At 44.6% G+C, this 17,147-nt stretch carries 15 protein-coding genes and 1 tRNA gene; 10 read left to right on the forward strand and 6 right to left on the reverse strand.

The genetic code is table 11. From position 1 onward, the window contains the following. The first annotated feature begins 16 nt into the window (after positions 1-16). The 4 genes from MSG35_RS20875 to gltS all read left to right on the forward strand — a co-directional run bounded on the left by MSG35_RS20875 (position 17) and on the right by gltS (position 4,908). Positions 17-2,470, forward strand: a complete 2,454-nt coding sequence (locus MSG35_RS20875) for a hybrid sensor histidine kinase/response regulator (RefSeq protein WP_248384928.1) — start codon at positions 17-19, stop codon at positions 2,468-2,470. Between the two features lie 248 nt (positions 2,471-2,718). Continuing rightward, complete coding sequence (locus tag MSG35_RS20880) at positions 2,719-3,168, forward strand: L-alanine exporter AlaE (RefSeq protein WP_017062062.1); 450 nt, start codon at positions 2,719-2,721, stop codon at positions 3,166-3,168. 180 nt (positions 3,169-3,348) lie between these two features. Further along, a tRNA-Ser gene (locus tag MSG35_RS20885) sits at positions 3,349-3,439 on the forward strand. A gap of 254 nt (positions 3,440-3,693) precedes the next feature. Next, positions 3,694-4,908 (forward strand): sodium/glutamate symporter, encoded by a 1,215-nt coding sequence (gene gltS, locus MSG35_RS20890; protein ID WP_248384929.1) that lies wholly within the window; start codon positions 3,694-3,696, stop codon positions 4,906-4,908. A 64-nt stretch (positions 4,909-4,972) separates the two neighbouring features. Here gltS and MSG35_RS20895 read toward each other — a convergent pair whose 3' ends face one another. Beyond that, entirely contained in the window at positions 4,973-5,725 is a 753-nt protein-coding gene (locus tag MSG35_RS20895; protein WP_052879051.1) for a DeoR/GlpR family DNA-binding transcription regulator, read from the reverse strand. 9 nt (positions 5,726-5,734) lie between these two features. After that, on the reverse strand, positions 5,735-6,439 hold the full coding sequence (locus MSG35_RS20900) for a glycerophosphoryl diester phosphodiesterase (RefSeq protein WP_052879052.1): 705 nt from the start codon (positions 6,437-6,439) through the stop codon (positions 5,735-5,737). Between the two features lie 273 nt (positions 6,440-6,712). On the opposite strand from MSG35_RS20900, the gene MSG35_RS20905 reads away from it, so the two are divergent. The 6 genes from MSG35_RS20905 to MSG35_RS20930 all read left to right on the forward strand — a co-directional run bounded on the left by MSG35_RS20905 (position 6,713) and on the right by MSG35_RS20930 (position 13,074). After that, the gene (locus MSG35_RS20905; protein ID WP_248384930.1) at positions 6,713-7,726 is read left to right on the forward strand and encodes a C4-dicarboxylate TRAP transporter substrate-binding protein; all 1,014 of its coding nucleotides are present in this window, start codon (positions 6,713-6,715) and stop codon (positions 7,724-7,726) included. 102 nt (positions 7,727-7,828) lie between these two features. After that, positions 7,829-8,293: a TRAP transporter small permease gene (locus tag MSG35_RS20910; protein WP_248384931.1), complete on the forward strand. Its 465-nt coding sequence runs from the start codon at positions 7,829-7,831 to the stop codon at positions 8,291-8,293. 9 nt (positions 8,294-8,302) lie between these two features. Then, complete coding sequence (locus MSG35_RS20915) at positions 8,303-9,586, forward strand: TRAP transporter large permease (RefSeq protein WP_248384932.1); 1,284 nt, start codon at positions 8,303-8,305, stop codon at positions 9,584-9,586. Positions 9,587-9,621: 35 nt separating this feature from the next. Next, a complete protein-coding gene (locus MSG35_RS20920) occupies positions 9,622-10,407 on the forward strand; it encodes an HAD-IIB family hydrolase (protein ID WP_172379730.1) in 786 nt (261 codons plus the stop codon). A gap of 260 nt (positions 10,408-10,667) precedes the next feature. Next, entirely contained in the window at positions 10,668-11,594 is a 927-nt protein-coding gene (locus MSG35_RS20925; protein ID WP_248384933.1) for a LysR family transcriptional regulator, read from the forward strand. 226 nt (positions 11,595-11,820) lie between these two features. Next, the gene (locus tag MSG35_RS20930; RefSeq protein ID WP_172379728.1) at positions 11,821-13,074 is read left to right on the forward strand and encodes a D-amino acid dehydrogenase; all 1,254 of its coding nucleotides are present in this window, start codon (positions 11,821-11,823) and stop codon (positions 13,072-13,074) included. Between the two features lie 75 nt (positions 13,075-13,149). On the opposite strand, the gene MSG35_RS20935 is transcribed toward MSG35_RS20930, so the two are convergent. The 4 genes from MSG35_RS20935 to MSG35_RS20950 form a co-directional block, all read right to left on the reverse strand. After that, a complete protein-coding gene (locus MSG35_RS20935; RefSeq protein WP_248384934.1) occupies positions 13,150-13,887 on the reverse strand; it encodes a dienelactone hydrolase family protein in 738 nt (245 codons plus the stop codon). Positions 13,888-14,109: 222 nt separating this feature from the next. Continuing rightward, complete coding sequence (locus tag MSG35_RS20940; protein WP_172379726.1) at positions 14,110-15,045, reverse strand: pyridoxal-phosphate dependent enzyme; 936 nt, start codon at positions 15,043-15,045, stop codon at positions 14,110-14,112. Positions 15,046-15,184: 139 nt separating this feature from the next. Next, on the reverse strand, positions 15,185-16,471 hold the full coding sequence (locus MSG35_RS20945; RefSeq protein ID WP_172379725.1) for a HAMP domain-containing sensor histidine kinase: 1,287 nt from the start codon (positions 16,469-16,471) through the stop codon (positions 15,185-15,187). Next, entirely contained in the window at positions 16,468-17,145 is a 678-nt protein-coding gene (locus tag MSG35_RS20950; protein ID WP_172379724.1) for a response regulator transcription factor, read from the reverse strand. The genes MSG35_RS20945 and MSG35_RS20950 overlap by 4 nt, the downstream gene beginning before the upstream one ends. Positions 17,146-17,147: the final 2 nt, after the last annotated feature.

The following is a 17,147-nucleotide window of genomic DNA, read 5'->3' on the forward strand; positions in this document are numbered from 1 at the left end:
TTTAAAGAAAAAAAGCATGGTAGCGCTTGGATTATACCTTGCGATGTTTATTGCCATTGTTGGTAGTGTGACGTATTACGTCGTAGAATCCCCTGTGCGCGCCAAATTACAACAAAACCTCGACTTGCGTACGCAACTGTTATCCGCATTGATTACAGAGCCACTCAGCAGCTCTCAAGGCTTCGTAGACAGTCTCGTTGGGTTTGCTCAAGCGCATCGTAACGGTGATGATGTTATTCCGCTCTTTAAGTCCATGTTGGCGGCGAGCGACGATACGATTGTCAGTGCCGGTATTTGGCCCGAACCTTATGCGCTTGATTCTAAAAAGCTTCTCAACAGTTACTTTTTTAATAAAGCCGACGATGGAATAATCGACCAGATATATTCTTACAACAACCCCAAAAATGCCCCTTATCAAGAAGAGTATTGGTACACCTCTGTCGTCAACCAAAAACAAGGCACTATCTCTTGGAGTGATGTGTATATCGACCCATACACACACGTTCGAATGATTACGGCGTCTTCCCCTTATTATTACGACGGTACTTTTGCCGGTGTTGCCACGGTGGATCTCTCGCTCGAAGAGCTGCTTGGTTTTATCAAGAACCACGCCGAAGAATACAACCTTGGCATTACGCTCAGAGATAAGCTTAACCAAGTGTTGGTTTCGCATAACTTTAATCTCGTTGAAGGCATTTACATCAGTAGCAATCAATTTGGTGATTTTGGCTGGCAAGTGGATGTGGTGAACTCCAAATCACGGGTAGCAGACGAAGTGTTTCGTCAAGTGATGAGCATTGAAGGCGGTATTGTTCCGCTGCTGCTACTTTGTGTCATGGCGGGGTATTACTTATTGAACCGTTATTTGATTAGTCCAATCACAAGGATTGCAGCACAGGTTGATAGCTCGAAAGCGGGCGAAATCATTGATGTGGATTACTCGAGTGATGACGAAATCGGCCATTTGATTAAAACCTTCAACGAAAAGACCATTTATCTCGAAGCGGAAAAGGTTAAAGCTCAGGCATCCACCAATGCAAAAACCGCTTTCCTTGCGACCTTGTCACATGAAATTCGCACTCCGATGAATGGAGTGTTGGGTACCGCTCAGATCCTATTAAAAACGCCTCTAAATTCTGAACAAGAGAAGCATCTTAAGAGCTTGTATGAGTCCGGCGATCATATGATGACTCTACTCAACGAGATATTAGACTTCTCGAAGATCGAGCAGGGCAGGTTGGATCTTGATGAAACGCGTTTCCCGCTTGATTCGATCATCGGCAGTATTAACAGTGTTTACTACACATTGTCTTCCGAGAAAGGGCTTCAATTCAAAGTGTACTCTGAGGTGCCTTCGGGTCGTTGGTACTTCTCAGATAAAGCTCGCCTTCGCCAAATCTTGTTTAATCTATTGAACAACGCGGTGAAGTTCACCTCCAGAGGCTTTGTTGAGGTGTACCTTAAAGAAGTGGTTGAGGGGAGTGACACCTATCTGAGCATTCGAGTTCGTGATACAGGGATTGGTATCTCTAAAGAAGCTCAGAAGCGTATTTTTAAACCGTTTGAACAAGCGGAGTCTTCGACCACAAGGCGTTTTGGCGGTACTGGTCTTGGCCTCGCGATTGTGAAGAAAATTGCCCAGTTGATGGATGGCAGTATTACCGTCACCAGTGAAGAAGGGATAGGCACGAGCTTTGATGTTCGCTTGAAGATTCAGCCATGCCAGCCAGGCGAAATCGAGAGCTTGCCACATAAGAAGTTAGACTACTCAGGCTTAAAAGTACTGATCGTCGAGGACAACCGAACTAACACGGTGATCATTGAAACCTTCATGAGCAGTAAAGGCTTTACCTGTAAGAGCGTCGAAAACGGTGAACTTGCAATACAAGCCGTGGTTGCCGAGCGCTTTGATTTGGTACTCATGGATAACCATATGCCTGTGATGGACGGCGTTGAATCAACCACTGCGATTCGTGCTTTGATAGGCGACGTGTCATCGGTATTGGTGTTTGGTTGTACGGCTGATGTCTTTAAAGAGACTCGCGAGCGTATGCTGGGGGCGGGTGTGGATTATATTATTGCTAAGCCGATTGATGAGCGTGAACTGGATGATGCTTTGTTCCGCTATTCAAATAAGCTTTACCAATACCATGAAGTAAAAGCGGATGAGCTCGAAAGCCAAGACGTAAAACCACACGATTCGAAAAGTAAAAGCGAGTCACTGCCTAAACCAGATCTTCGCAACAAAGATAACACTGAAGAGCTGTTAGTGACGCTGTATGTGGCGCTAGAAGACAACAACCTAGAACTGATTCAATTTGCATTAGAGAGCCTACGTGTCCATGTTGAACCGATGAACAACGCGGAACTTACTGAACAAGTCAATAAAGCGTTAGAGCAGGTTGCTTTAGGATCACCACCTACACAAGATGTCATTAATATCATTACTGTAAATCTACCGATGGCTTAAATGTTGTTTAATTACGGTAAGTAAATAACGGATTGTCCAATATTTGACCTTGGTTGGATTTTTTGGTGGAAGTGACTGCTTTTAAAGTGGTTTTTGGTTGTTAATTTACAACTTGATTTTTAATTTGGAATGTATGACTGCTAATCTTGTGATTTAATGGCGACATTATCTGGTGAGGTGCAAATATGCCTTGTTTATATGTTACTAAATCACTAATTAAGTAGTGATATATTTTAGGTTTGTCGTCAATGAAGTCTCGTGGTCCATTTTGTATTCGAAACGCAGCTGCGGATACATTTGCTATGGTCGTTTTCTGTTTTATTTCTGGCATGATCGTAGAAGTGTTTATTTCTGGTATGACGTTTGAGCAATCTCTTGCTTCTCGAACGTTATCTATTCCGGTAAACATTGCTATCGCTTGGCCTTATGGCGTTTTTCGTGATTGGTTCTTGCGCAATGGTGCAAAGCTTTCAGAAAGCTCATTGATGAAAAACTTGTCTGATTTGATGGCATACGTGTTATTCCAGTCTCCGGTGTATGCGGGTATTTTGTTGGCAGTGGGTGCTTCAGGCGATCAAATCGTTACGGCTGTCACCAGTAATGCAGTTATCTCGTGCGGTATGGGCGTACTTTACGGCTACTTTCTCGATATGTGTCGTAAATGGTTTCGAGTTCCTGGCTACTATCAACAAGCTTAAGAAAAGCAACAAGCGTAAGTGTAGCGAAAGAATGAAATTTGGTTTGTTTTTGATCTAATGAGTTAATTTGTAATCGAACAAACCGAAAAAGGCACTTTTTTTGAGAATGCCCCTTGACCAAAGCAAGCAGAATCAATAAAGTAGCGCCTCGTTGAGTGACATGCTCAACACACAATTTGTGGAAGGATGGCTGAGTGGCTTAAGGCGCTCGCCTGGAAAGCGAGTATACGTTTATAGCGTATCTGGGGTTCAAATCCCCATCCTTCCACCACTATTCAAAACCCTAGCAGAAATGCTGGGGTTTTCTCGTTTTAGAGCCCCTATATTCCACCTCACCTGTATATCTCCCTAGTATCCGTTCCTTTCATCATTTTTTTATAGTTATTACTTCTATTAATACCGTCGCAGAATTAACCATATTAGCTGTTTTTATCATCGATAATCGCTTGATTTTTTGGCATGAACCTAGATTATTAATAGTACGCAATATTATGAATAATCTAACTATTAGGAATCCATAACCTCATGACAGAAACCCTAGTTTCTCCAATGCTCTCTTTTACGATCGCGATTTCGTTACTGTTTATCGGTAAAGGTTTGATTGAGCGATCTGAAGTATTAAGAAAGTATTCACTGCCAGAGCCTGTGATTGGTGGCTTTGTCTGCGCAGCGACCGTAGCGGCGCTTTACTATATTTTTGAGATCCAAATCACTTTTAGCCTAGATGTCAGAGACTTTTTGCTTCTCTACTTTTTTGCTGGCATCGGGCTCCAAGCGGATATTAAAACGCTGATAAAAGGTGGGCGACCATTGTTCATCTTGTTATGTCTTGCTGCCGTTTTTATCGTGTTGCAAAACGTGGTTGGTATGGCTGTCGCGTCAGGCTTTGGAATGGATGCGAAAGCAGGTTTGCTCTCGGGTTCAGTGAGTCTGATTGGCGGTGTTGGTACTACGTTGGCGTGGGCACCAATGTTCGTTGAAGAGTTTGGTATTGCTAACGCGCTAGAACTTGGTGTGGCTTCAAACACGGTTGGTTTGATCGCGGCGTGTGTCATTGGTGGCCCGATTGCTAATTACCTTCTCAACAAACACAAAGTCAGCCCTTCCAATGAAGAAGAGGTGACGGTTGGTGCATACCAAGAAAGTGAGACCAAAACAGAGCTAAGCCACTACGGCGTTTTATGGGCATGGTTGATTCTTAACTTAACATTGATGCTGGGTTACAGCTTGAGTGAAGTTATCGACTCAATGGGTTTGAAACTGCCGTTATTCGTTAGCTGTTTAATCGCAGGTATCCTAATCGGTAACGTTGGACGTGCATTGTTCAAGAAGCGCCGTACACAAGAGAAAATCGCGCAAGGCCGTAAAGGCTTAGCAATGATCTCTGACATCTGCTTGGGCATGTTTTTGACCATGGCATTGATGGGGCTGCGTATCTGGGATCTTGACGGCCTGTTTGGCTACATCTCAGTGGTCATGAGTATCCAGATTCTACTTTCACTGCTGTTTACCATCTTTGTCGTTTATTACTTGATGGGAAGAAACTACGACTCAGTGGTGATATGTTCTGGCTTCGGTGGTATCACCCTAGGCTCAACAGCCACTGCGATCGTAAACATGACTGCGGTTACACATCGCTATGGTGCAAGCCCACAAGCGTTCATTGTGGTGCCATTAGTGTGTGGTTTCTTTGTTGATTTGATCAACGCGCTAGTGATCAGTTTCTTTGTTGGTATGTAACTTTGTCGGCTAGTTCATAAACGTAGATTTCAAAGCCTAGCGATGATGCTAGGCTTTGTTGTATTCAAGTATGAGCATTCTCTTCTACTAAGTGTATGTTTAGTTCCGAAGGTAATTGGCTGCTATTGGTGTATATGCGGTCAAAGTCATTCAGTGACGCTACCTTTAGAGCGGCAAAGCGTCCCCATTTGCTGGCATCCGCGACAAGCCAGCTTTCGCGGCTGTTCTTAATAATCGACTTGGATAGGTCTGCTTCAACTTGCTCATGCTCCATGGCGAAATGACTGTCTGTTACTGAGCCACACCCACAGATGCCAATGTCAGCTTCAAAATCGGAAAAGAAGTGAACTACGCTACTGCCTACCATGTCTTGGTGTTCTCGTCTGAACAAACCACCGGCCAAATACACTTCGATTTGTTCATTTGCTTCAAGGATGCGAGCCACCTGAAGGTTATTGGTGATCACTCGCAAGGCTGGTTTTGCCAACAAATATTGAGCGATACGAGTGACGGTCGTACCAATGCCCATCATAACCGTTGAACCTTCGGGTATCGCGTCGGCAACCGCCATCGCAATACTGTCCTTTGTCTCTGACTCAACACCAGCACGGAATCGATAACTCGTATTAGTGAGCGTAGTGGGTAAGCTGACGCCTCCGTGCACTCTTCGCGCTAGACCTTGCTCACACAAGTGATTTACGTCACGACGAATGGTTTGAGTGGTGACAGAAAACAACTCGGCTAAGTGGTCGATCTGTATATCTTGGTTAGCCTTAAGCGTTGCGAGTATTTCTTTCTGACGATGGTTCAGTTCCATAGAAGTTCACTAAAATTGGTTTGGTACGTCGGTGATGATGTTATCGACGCCAAGGTTAAAATATTTAGCCGCCAATTGAGGATCGTTCAGTGTCCATATTTTCAGAACCGCTCCTGAAGCTTTGATTGCTTTGGCCGTTTTCTCGTCAAGAATTCGGTGGTCAATATGAATGCTGTAAAGGTCGAGTGATTTAAGTGACTCGAGGCTGAAATCATTCCAAACCTCGCAGATAAAGCCTCGTTTAACTTCTGGCATCATCTGTTGGCAAAGGCTTAGTGCCTCCTTTTTGAAGCTTGAGATGAGTAGCTTTTCAGTAGGGAACTGCTTTTGTTCAATCAGTGCCGCGACTTTCTCAACTAAAGGTTGGATAGCCTTATCGTCGTAAATTTTGATTTCAAGGTTCAAAGTCACATCGAGCTCTAGGCACTTGTCGAGCGCTTCACTCAGCGTAGGAATAGTTGTCCCCGCGAACTCGCTACCAAACCAACTGCCAGCATCTAGCGCCTTGAGTGCGGTTAAATCTAAGTCTGCAATATTGCCCGTTCCGTTGGTACAACGATTTACCGTCTTATCATGAAAAACCATTGGGGTACCATCAGCGCTTAACTGGGTATCAATTTCAATCCATTTAGCACCAGCTTTCGCGGCTTGTTCAATACTGACTAACGTATTTTCTGGTGCTAAAGAAGCGGCACCGCGGTGGCCTGTGATCATAATTCAATCTCGATGTTCATTTGAAAATTCAGGAAACAGTATCTCTACTTTATTACAGATTTATTATCTATCCGCCATATCTGCTTACTTTAAATGAGAGCTAGCTTAAAGGTGTTGTACAGAGTTTATACAATAGTGAGACCTTATACTCACAATGTTCAAATCGGTAAGATTAATGTTCATATGAATGTAATAATTCACTTACATACTCTACGAAAACTTAATAACACCCTCTATATTTAGAAAACGATAGCCAAGAAAAGGTGATTAGAAATGAAAAAGCTATTAGGTACAGTAATTATGGCGGCGACGCTGCTTGTTGGTTGTGGTGAAGCTGACAAGGCTGGTTCTGAAGCTAAAGACGAGCCGATCAATATCAATATGAGCCTTGTATTCACTCAAAATGAGTTGTTAACACAAGAACTTATCAAAGCGACCGACAAAATTAGAGAAAGAACCGACGGCTCGGTAAACATTAAAGTTTTCCCTGGCGGTCAGTTACCTGTTTACAAAGATAACTTGGAACAAGTGGTTAACGGCGCAAACTGGATCGCTGTAGAAGATTTGACTTACTTAGGTGATTACGTGCCTGACTTTGCTGCACTGGCAGGTCCAATGCTGTACAACACCTACGATGAATATTTAGCGATGATGGACACTGAATTTGTCGCGGGCCTTAAGGTTAAAGCCGAAGAGAAAGGCATCAAAGTACTGAATGCAGACTACATGTTTGGCTTCCGTCACATGATCACTAATAAAGAGATCGTGAACTCTGAAGACATGAAAGGCATGCGTATTCGTGTTCCACAAAGTCAGCTGTTCATTAGCACGCTTTCAGCAATGGGCGCAGCTCCAGCTTCTCTTCCATTCCCTGAAACCTATGCAGGCGTTCAACAAGGTGTTGTTGACGGTCTTGAAGGTTCTATCTTGACGATGTACTCAACCAAGATCTATGAAGTAGCAAAGAATATGTCTTTGACTAAGCACTTCCTAGGCACTGTGGGTATCTACATTTCACCAACGCTTTGGGATAAATTTACACCAGAACAACAGCAGATCATTAACGAAGAGTTAGAAGCGGGCGCTGAATCTAACACTGCAGAACTGGTTAAGCTTGATGTTGAATACACTCAGAAACTTGAAGAGCTAGGCGTTACCTTCAACGAAGTGAATTCTGATGAATTCAACCAACTGACTGCGGATGTATACAACCAATTCCCAACATGGAGCGAAGGCATACACGCGACGATCATGAAAGAGCTAGAAACGATCCGAGCTGCACAGTAGTTCTGCATAAATTAATTAGTTAATGATTACGGCCTAAATATTCTTAGGCCGTTTTATTCCTGAAATACCACGTTGTATTAGGTATTTCACTGGAGAAGTCTTTTGTTTTTATTGAAAAATATTGAAGAAATCCTCGCTTCTATCGCTATTTCGATCACCGTTTTGGTTGTGATCGTTAACGTCGTCTTGCGTTATGGATTTGGCTTTGTTGTCCCGTGGAGTGAAGAGCTGTCGGTTATTTGCTTTATCTGGGCTGTCTACTTAGGAATTAGCTCCTGTTACAAACACAAGCTTCACATGGGAGTCGATGTGGTGGTTGCCATGTTGCCAGAAAAAGCAAAAATCCCATTTAGGCTATGTGTTTCCGTTTTCCTACTGGCTCTGAACATCTTAATGGCTGTTCTGAGTTATCAGTATCTCATGCTATCTAACAAGGTAACGCCAGTAATGGGCGTGTCATATTTTGTTATCAATGGCGTGCTGTTGCTTTGTTTCTCATTGATGGTGATCCACACCGTTCGATTTATCGCGAGCGATGTCGCTTCTCTAAAGCGCTCTTCTAAGTAGGTACGATTTATGGAAAGCTATCTTCCAATCCTTATTCTGTTCGTTCTATTTCTATTGAATATACCCATCGCGTTTTCTCTGATCGCATCAGCGATGGTTTACTTTCTTTTTATCAATGACTCTATTCCGGTGAGCTTGGTGATGCAGCGCTTTATTAGCTCTGCTGAGTCTTTTCCGTTGTTGGCTATTCCGTTCTTTATCATGGTGGGTTCGGTGATGAACTATGCGGGGATCAGTAAGAGCTTGCTTGCCTTTGCCGACTCAATGATTGGCCATAAAACTGGTGGTCTTGCTCAAGTGAATGTCGCACTGAGTACACTGATGGGCGGTATCTCTGGTTCTGCAAATGCGGATGCGGCGATGCAGTCGAAGATTCTTGCTCCTGAGATGACCAAGCGTGGTTATGACTTGCCATTCACGGCCGCTGTGACCGCTGCGTCATCAAGTATCAGTCCCGTGATTCCACCGGGTATTAACTTAATCATTTTTGCGTTGTTAGCGAACGTGTCGGTTCATCAAATGTTTATTGCGGGCTACGTCCCTGCATTTTTGATGGCGTTGTCGCTGATGGTCACTATTGCGTTTATCGCGCGTAAACGTCGTTACAAACCTTCTCGTTCGGAGCCTGCGTCTGCCAAAGAGCGTTTTCATTACTTCCTAAAAGCGATTCCGGCACTGCTGATCCCGTTCGGTATTATTCTGGGCATGCGTTTTGGTTTGTTTACTCCGACAGAAGCGGGGGCTATCGCCGTATTGCTTTGTGCGATTATTGGCATCTTCGTTTATCGTCAACTGGGTTTACGTCATATCCCGCTCATCATGCGTGAAACCGTGCAGGGAACAAGTAGCGTTATGTTCATCATTATTGGTGCCATGGTGTTTGGGTACTACATGACGCTAGAGCAGGTCCCTCACAATGTTGCTTCTGCTTTGATTGAGCTTACCGACAACAAGTTAGTTTTGCTGTTGTTGATTAACGTACTGCTGTTAGTGGTCGGCATGTTCATCGAAGGCGGCGCTGCAATGATCATACTCACGCCATTGCTGCTGCCTGCTGTGCTTAACCTAGGCGTTAACCCGGTTCACTTCGGCATCATCGTGATAGTGAATATCATGATTGGTGGTGTGACTCCGCCATTTGGCTCGATGATGTTTACGGTTTGCTCGATTTTAAAAGTTCGTATGGTCGACTTCGTGAAAGAAGTGGCTCCGTTGTTGCTAGCACTACTCACGGTTCTGATGTTGCTGACTTTCTCTGAAAGCTTGGTGATGTTTTTGCCGAATTTGCTTTAACACTGTTTAGTGATTGATTATTTAGAGGTGTAGAAATGAATTCGGTATCGAATGAATTGAACCAAAATTGGAAAAAAATAGATTGGGTGTTAACCGATGTGGATGACACCTTAACGTGGCAAGGTCAATTGCCGCCTGAAACCTTGATCGCTTTGAGCAAGCTTCGTGATTCAGGAAAAAAAGTGATTGCGGTAACTGGCGCTTGTGCCGGGTGGTGTGATCATATTGCTCAGCTGTGGCCGGTTGATGCGGTTCTCGGCGAGAATGGCGCGTTCATTATGGAAAAGAGAAATGGCTATCTGACATTGCGCTCTGATATCCCTTTGCCAAAAGTCAGTGCCAATCAGAGCAAGCTAAAAGAACAAGTATTGGCTATTTTGAGCGATTACCCAGAGCTAAGTTTAACGCTGGATCAGTCGTACCGCTTGTGTGAGGTGGCGATCGACATCGGTCAAAACCGTCCAAAAGTCGACGATGCCATTATTGAAGAGATTGTCTCTAAGATTCACGCATTAGGCGCTCACGCTACAGCAAGCTCTATTCACATTAATGCTTGGTATGGTGAGCATTCTAAGAAAGCGACATCGACCGCTTTTCTTAAGGAGAAGGGGTTATCTGACCAAGAGATACTTGAGCGTAGCTGCTATGTCGGCGACTCGATGAACGACCAATATATGTTTGAAATTTTGCCTAACAGTGTCGGTGTAGCAAACATCCAGCATTACTGGGATCGACTTGAGCATCATCCATCAGTGGTGATGAGCAAGCCGGGCGGGTACGGTTTCTCAGAGTTTGTCGATAAGTTACTTGCATTAAAATAGCACTCGGTTGGCGGTTTTAACTGCCGATGATTAACATCAAACACAGCTCTTTCCTTCGTTGGATTGAGCTGTGTTTTTGTTTTATCACAAGAGACGTGTTCGCTTCTTAAGATGGTTTGTTAGCCTTTTTTAAATACTTCTGTTGGTGACTCAGCCCACAACTTGCAAACTTGTTGTGTCGGTAACTCAATTCCTAGATGGGCAAATGAGAAAATTGTGAGACGCTTGATTAAGTGTCAGTCGAATAACAAGGAAGTTGAATGCACCACTTTAATATCCGTGCTCTTGAGTATTTAAACGCGTTGTCAAAATATGGGTCGTTACGTAAGGCATCTAAGATGATGAACGTTGACCCTGCCGCAATGAGCCGAATGCTGACACAGCTTGAAGCACAGGCGGAAATTAAAGTATGGGAACGCAATAATCGCCAATCTCTGCTGACTGAGGCGGGGAACGAACTGTTGAACTACTATCGCTCCATTGTTCGTGGAGAGGCGGCAGTGCTTGCTCGACTAACCAAGCTTAAAAACCTCAAGGGCGGTAATGTTAGCATCGCGATTGGAGAAGGATTTATTACTAACTTGGTCTCTAAACCGATGCAAACCTTCATGACTCGTTATCCTGATATCAATCTTTCTATTGAGATCGCTGGGGCATTGGATGCGGTCAAGATGTTGGAAGATCAGCAGATAGACTTTGCGATTACCTATGCGTCTGCACCGCACCCTAAACTGCACTCTCACGTTGAACGCAGCCATCCGCTCGAATTGATTGCTCCTAAGGGGCATTTCCTTACTATGAAAGAAGCACCAGTGGTAATGCAAGATATTCAAGACGCTTCTCTCGCCTTGATCGATAACTCGACCGGTATGGGGAGGCTGGTAAAGCAGGCTGAACAAATGTCCCATCTTACCTTGCAGCCAAAACTGCAAACTAACTCAGTCACGGCACTGACTAACTTCGTTTCAGCAGGTTTGGGCGTCACCTTTATGCCTAAGCTTACTGTGATCGATGAAATAAAGTCAGGGCAGATAGAAGTGGTTGCGACCGAGTTGGAGATGCTATCGAAGGCGACGGTTAAGGTTCAATCTTTGAAAGGCCGCGCACTTACGTTACAGGCCGAAACCTTGTTGGATTTCTTACTTGAAAACGCCACTTTCTTGAGTCATGACGCTTACAATATCTAGGCATAGTAGATTTATGTAACGATCCCTCCCAAGCTTTCAAATACCCCTCAATATCACAGTTCCAAACTGCCGAATTCGTTTTTAAGTCGGATTGAGTTTTTGTCAACGCTTTCTCTATTGTTAAGTCAACACGTGCGGAATAAGTTACAAATCATTAACGAAACGAGTTTTACACTGACAACTGTGTTCGACTGGTTTTGGCTTTGTTGGGCATTAGGGGAAGAGAATGGAAGTTATTGTAATTGGCAGCGGTGTTATTGGATTGACCAGTGCTTGGTACCTAGCGAAAGAAGGTCACTCGGTCACGGTTATTGATCGTCAAGATAGCAGTGGCAAAGAAACCAGCTTTGCGAATGCAGGGCAAATTTCTTATGGCTATTCTTCACCATGGGCGGCGCCTGGTATTCCATTGAAAGCGATGAAATGGCTTACCCAAGAGCATGCCCCTTTAAAAGTTAAGCCTTCACTTTCTCCTGAATTGGTTTCTTGGGCGACTAAGATGCTCGCCAACTGTAATGAAGCCAAATACGCACAGAATAAATCGCGCATGCTGCGAGTCGCTAACTACAGCCGAGAGTGTCTCACTCATCTAAGAACCAGTGAACAACTGTCTTACGAAGGTAGGCAAAAAGGGACGCTACAAGTGTTTCGAAGCGAGAAGCAACTCGATGCTATTCAGCAGGATATGAAGCTATTAACAGAGAGTGGAATCGAACACTCGCTGTTTGATGTTGAACAGTGTCTGTCAGTGGAGTCGGGCTTAGCAGACGTGAAAGATAAGTTGGTGGGCGGCCTGTATTTACCACATGATGAAACCGGTGATTGTCACCAGTTCTGTTTAACCTTGACTGAGAAAGCCAAGCAACTCGGCGTTCAGTTCGTATTTGATACTGAAGTGGTCAAGCTCAATCATCAGAATCAAACCATTGAGAGTATTACAACGACTAAAGGCGAGTTCAAAGCGGATGCTTACGTGGTTGCTTCAGGAAGCTATTCTCGAGAATTGCTGAAGCAAGTCGATTTGTCGATTCCGGTTTACCCAGTGAAAGGGTATTCGTTAACACTACCGATCGTGAATGCAGATAAGTCACCAACTTCGACTGTGATGGATGAAACCTACAAGGTAGCGATGACGCGATTTGATGACCGTATTCGTATCGCGGGTACGGCCGAGCTTGCGGGTTTTAATTACCTTATCCCTGAAAAACGCAAAGCCACGATTGATATGGTGATAAAAGATCTTTTCCCACAAGCGGGGGATTTCTCTAAGGCTGAATATTGGACTGGGTTAAGACCAATGACACCAGATGGTACGCCTATCATAGGAAAGACGCCTATCAAGAACCTATTTACCAATACGGGACATGGAACATTAGGTTGGACAATGGCATGTGGCTCAGGAAAGATCTTGGCAAGCGTGGTCAGTGGCTCAGCTAGTGATATTAAAACTGATGACTTAAGTATCCACCGCTATTTGTAGTGAGATGATGCAGTGATAATTAAACAACCCCATTCTTAAGTTTGCGAATGGGGTTGTGGGTTCTGAGGGAGAAGATTATCTGGTGGTGGTTTCTAGCACATGGGTAAATCTATCCCATGATTTTTGGTCAGCTTCTTGTTGATAGTTGTTTGAGCCGAATACGGTAAAGGCATGCGGCGCACCACTGTAGGTGATCATTTCATGCGGAACTTTGGTTGTTTCAAGCTGAGCGGCGAGGTTGCCAAAGTCTTCCATGGAGATCATGGCGTCAGCTGTGCCATGGAACACGACAACAGGAGCTTTTGTCTCAGAGTAGCCTTGTCCTTTCGGTGTTGATAAACCGCCATGGAAGGTGACATAAGCTTTCGATGGGATACCCGCACGAGCTGCTTCTAAAACGGCTGCGCCACCAAAACAGTAACCCATCATCACGTTGTTATCTAAGTTACCACCAAGTCGTTTCGCTTCCATTGCCCCCGCGCTAAGTAGTGCGCGCATTTTATCTCTGTCTTTATACAGTTCGCCGGTGTGCTGTTTTTTATCTTTCACTTCGGTCGGGCGAATGCCTTTACCAAATAGGTCGATGGCGAACACGTTGTAACCGAGTTCGTTTAGCATCTCAGAACGTTTCTTTTCGTAATCGGTTAAGCCATCCCAATCGTGTATTAGCAGTACCAAAGGCGCTTGGTCACTGGCTTCACTCCAATAACCTTCGTAATCCATCCCGTCGACTTGGTAAGTGACGTTTTCTCCTGAAATCGCAGAGAAGGGCAGTAAAACTGAAAACAGGCCGAGCGTAGTGAGTTTTCGCATGCGTAATTCCTTTCGATGACAATTGACGTTCCAATCGAAAGTATAGATAACGCGATGATTCTCGCCAGATTTCTGTCTCTAACTTGAAATGTATGGCAGGGATAACAGGTGGCTATTGCTGACAAACAGCCATCGAAAGCGAGTGCGATGGCTGTACATGATGCGCTGAGAAACTCTCAGTTCGCAGAAACGCGGGGTATTAGAGTAGAAAAGAACGGATTACTACCAAGTAGCGTTATCAGCGGTGTGGCTACTTCGAAGTTCTGGGTACTTACGTTGATAGCGCGGCAACATCGACTCATTACCTAAGATGCCGCCTTGATGGATATAGATGACGGTTTTGGTTGGGTTCTCTTCTTGCCATTGCTCTAAGCATTGCCACATCAATGGGTCATAGAGCAGGTCGAATTCAATATCAGTCTGTTCTTGTAGATCCAACCAAGTTTGATAGTCCTGTTGATACAGCTTACCAAAGTGGTGTTTGGCTTTAAGCGGTAATATCTGCGGGTGATCGGTTTCGCCGAGTTCATTGAACTGCTGCGTTAGGTAGTCGCTGCCACCAACACAAGCGCAGGTTAACACTGGGATGTTGTGCACTTTTAAATGCTTATGCAGATACAGAGCTGTGCTGCCTGTGCCTGCTGGCAGTGCCACCACGAAATCGTGTTTGTTTTCGAACCGCGTCCAGCTGAGTATTTCAATCGCCAGTTGCTTCACGCCGTATTCAGAAAGCTGAGAGCGTCCACCTTCTGGTAACACAATGCATTGTGAGTCAGGTTGTCTTACTTGCTCAATATACTCTTGTGGATGAAGCTCAGAGCCTGTTTCTTTGACTGAAATAACCTTAGCCCCGAGATCGATAGCGCCACGGTAGTTGCCGAGTGGGCGTTCTTGTAGCCATTGAGGCAGGTGGTCGACGTAAAACTCAAGCGTCCAACCTTTGATTTTGGCAAGTGCGGCGAGTGAGAACAAGGAGTTAGCTTGAGCGGAACCATAGCTTATTAGAGTGGTGGTGTTTGGGCTATCGTCTTCCAGTAGCTTCATGAACTTTCTGGCTTTGTTGCCGCAAAAGTGGGAGTGAAGCTGATCGTCACGCTTTAAGAAAAAGGTGTGCTCGTTGTATTGATGTTGAGTTACAGGGCTATTATTTAGTTTCATCGCACTTAGACAAAATGCTGACTCAAGAGCCAGCATTTATAGTTCAAATAGGACTAACGAGTATCTAGTAGCTAGGGACTGCTGTAAACCAACTAAATCAAGTTTTCGTTCGATATTGAGCCGCGAACTATGAACTCATTTACTCTGGGATGGATGCGGATAGATCGGTTTGAAAGGTGATTTTAGCGGTACATCCGCCACAGCTACGATTGACCAATTCAAAGCCCCATTGGAAGCGTTGGCATAAGTCCTCGACAATCAATAAACCTAACCCATGCCCATTTGGATTGTACTGTTCTTGGAGGCCTTCTCCTTGGTCTTCAATCACAACACTCTCGTGGGACAGAGTGACCGTTACGGTACCACTATTGGTCGCTGCAATGGCATTTCTTAACAAGTTTCCGACCAACATATTCATTATCGCGCTGGTGGCTTGAATAGTGGGTTCGGATTGAACGTGCATGGAAATTTCGACATCTTTCTCATCCGCCTGTGCGGAGTTTTTTGAGACGATAGCCTCTAACTCTTGTTGGCTAAACAATCGCAGTGGCGCATCGTCACTGTTTCTTTCGTAACGCACGAGGCCGAGTAGGGCATCGACCATCTCTGACATCTGAACAATGGCTTCATCAATGCGCTCAATTTGGCGAGATTGAAACTCGGTGGTTTCACTTCTTAGCAGTAATTTATTTGCGCCACGAGCGACCGTTAATGGTGTTCTCAATTCGTGACTTGAGTAACGAGCAAACGCTTGTTCACGCTTGAGTAAGGAATTGATTTCTCTTCGGTACTGATTGAGTTGATCTGTGAGCTGACGAAACTCAACCGCGGCGTCGTCATTGACACTAAATTCTTCATTGAGGTTAAGCTTATTCGATTCCAGTTGTTCGGAAATAGAGTTAAAGGGTTCAATCAGTCGTTTAGATAACCGATAGAGCAGAGCACCAAAGCTAAAAATTAGAATAGAGAGTAACGTTAGTACAAAGGTGGTCGCATAAACGAGTTCGTAAATCTCAAACTCGACGCGGTCGATCTCGGAAAGCAGAACGATTGGGTGGGTTTGACCTTTATCAGAATACTCACCTATATACACCATGCGAGAGTTAGGCTCTTCACCTACTTCGCCAACAAAGCTTTCTTTGCCTTTAATGTACTTGAGGTATTCTGCAGGTATCAATGAAAGGTCGTTGTAGGCGATTGTCAGGTCATCAATTCTTAACTCACCGCTTTCGCCTGCTTGGAATAAACCAACCGCATAGTTACGGTCGATCAGGATACGTCTTTCACCGACGCGATCTTCTGACATGTAGAGTGCGGCAACAAAGACTAAATAGACAAAGGCCGATACAATCACGGCCATTAACCCAAAGAAAACCGCTAAGCGGCCGGTTAGGGTTTTGGTGCTCGTGAGAACATTTAAAATCAATTCGATGACTCCAGACGGAATCCAACTTTAGGGACGGTAATTAACATCTGAGTGTCAAAAGGCTTGTCGAGTTGGTTTCGCAATTGATAGATGTGACTGCGTAACACATCATTGTTGGGTTCGTCTTCTTCCCAGAGTTTGTAGGAGATATCTTCGCGAGTAACCACCTCTGGTGCTTTTTGGCACAACATCTCAAGGATGGTGTAAGTGGTTGGGTTGAGTGCGAGCAGCTTATCTTGACGGTAGGCTTTACGCGTTTTTTGGTCGATGGTGAGTTCATCAAACTGCAATTTAGAAGACGCCACCTTTCCGCGGTAACGACGAACCAGTGCGTTCATTCTCGCTTCTAAAATATCCAAATCGAAAGGCTTGGTTAGGTAATCATCGGCACCGTGGTCAAACCCTTTCAACATGTCTTCACGGCTATCAAGCGCGGTAAGCATCAGGATCGGGGTTGTGTTGCCTTGGTCTCTTAGCTTGTTACAAACCGTTAGGCCGTCCATTCTCGGCAGCATCAGATCTAATATGATGATATCAAAAGAGTTATCCATCGCGAGTTGCAAGCCAAGCTCACCGTTGTCCGCGTAATCGAGCTCCATCCCAATGCACTCAAAATAATCAAATAATACGCCTGCAATTTCGCGGTTATCTTCGACTAATAGAACTCGTTTCATTT

The sequence above is a fragment of the Vibrio sp. 1CM23M genome, from assembly GCF_023161755.1.
GTDB lineage: Bacteria > Pseudomonadota > Gammaproteobacteria > Enterobacterales > Vibrionaceae > Vibrio > Vibrio coralliirubri.

Bases quoted from the DNA above. Each gene is read 5' to 3' on its own strand.
- MSG35_RS20930 (WP_172379728.1), top strand. From the start codon at position 11,821: ATGGAAGTTATTGTAATTGGCAGCGGTGTTATTGGATTGACCAGTGCT.
- MSG35_RS20935 (WP_248384934.1), bottom strand. From the start codon at position 13,887: ATGCGAAAACTCACTACGCTCGGCCTGTTTTCAGTTTTACTGCCCTTC.
- MSG35_RS20880 (WP_017062062.1), top strand. From the start codon at position 2,719: ATGAAGTCTCGTGGTCCATTTTGTATTCGAAACGCAGCTGCGGATACA.
- MSG35_RS20915 (WP_248384932.1), top strand. From the start codon at position 8,303: ATGGAAAGCTATCTTCCAATCCTTATTCTGTTCGTTCTATTTCTATTG.
- MSG35_RS20925 (WP_248384933.1), top strand. From the start codon at position 10,668: ATGCACCACTTTAATATCCGTGCTCTTGAGTATTTAAACGCGTTGTCA.
- gltS (WP_248384929.1), top strand. From the start codon at position 3,694: ATGACAGAAACCCTAGTTTCTCCAATGCTCTCTTTTACGATCGCGATT.
- MSG35_RS20900 (WP_052879052.1), bottom strand. From the start codon at position 6,439: ATGATCACAGGCCACCGCGGTGCCGCTTCTTTAGCACCAGAAAATACG.
- MSG35_RS20875 (WP_248384928.1), top strand. From the start codon at position 17: ATGGTAGCGCTTGGATTATACCTTGCGATGTTTATTGCCATTGTTGGT.
- MSG35_RS20940 (WP_172379726.1), bottom strand. From the start codon at position 15,045: ATGAAACTAAATAATAGCCCTGTAACTCAACATCAATACAACGAGCAC.
- MSG35_RS20950 (WP_172379724.1), bottom strand. From the start codon at position 17,145: ATGAAACGAGTTCTATTAGTCGAAGATAACCGCGAAATTGCAGGCGTA.
- MSG35_RS20905 (WP_248384930.1), top strand. From the start codon at position 6,713: ATGAAAAAGCTATTAGGTACAGTAATTATGGCGGCGACGCTGCTTGTT.
- MSG35_RS20895 (WP_052879051.1), bottom strand. From the start codon at position 5,725: ATGGAACTGAACCATCGTCAGAAAGAAATACTCGCAACGCTTAAGGCT.
- MSG35_RS20920 (WP_172379730.1), top strand. From the start codon at position 9,622: ATGAATTCGGTATCGAATGAATTGAACCAAAATTGGAAAAAAATAGAT.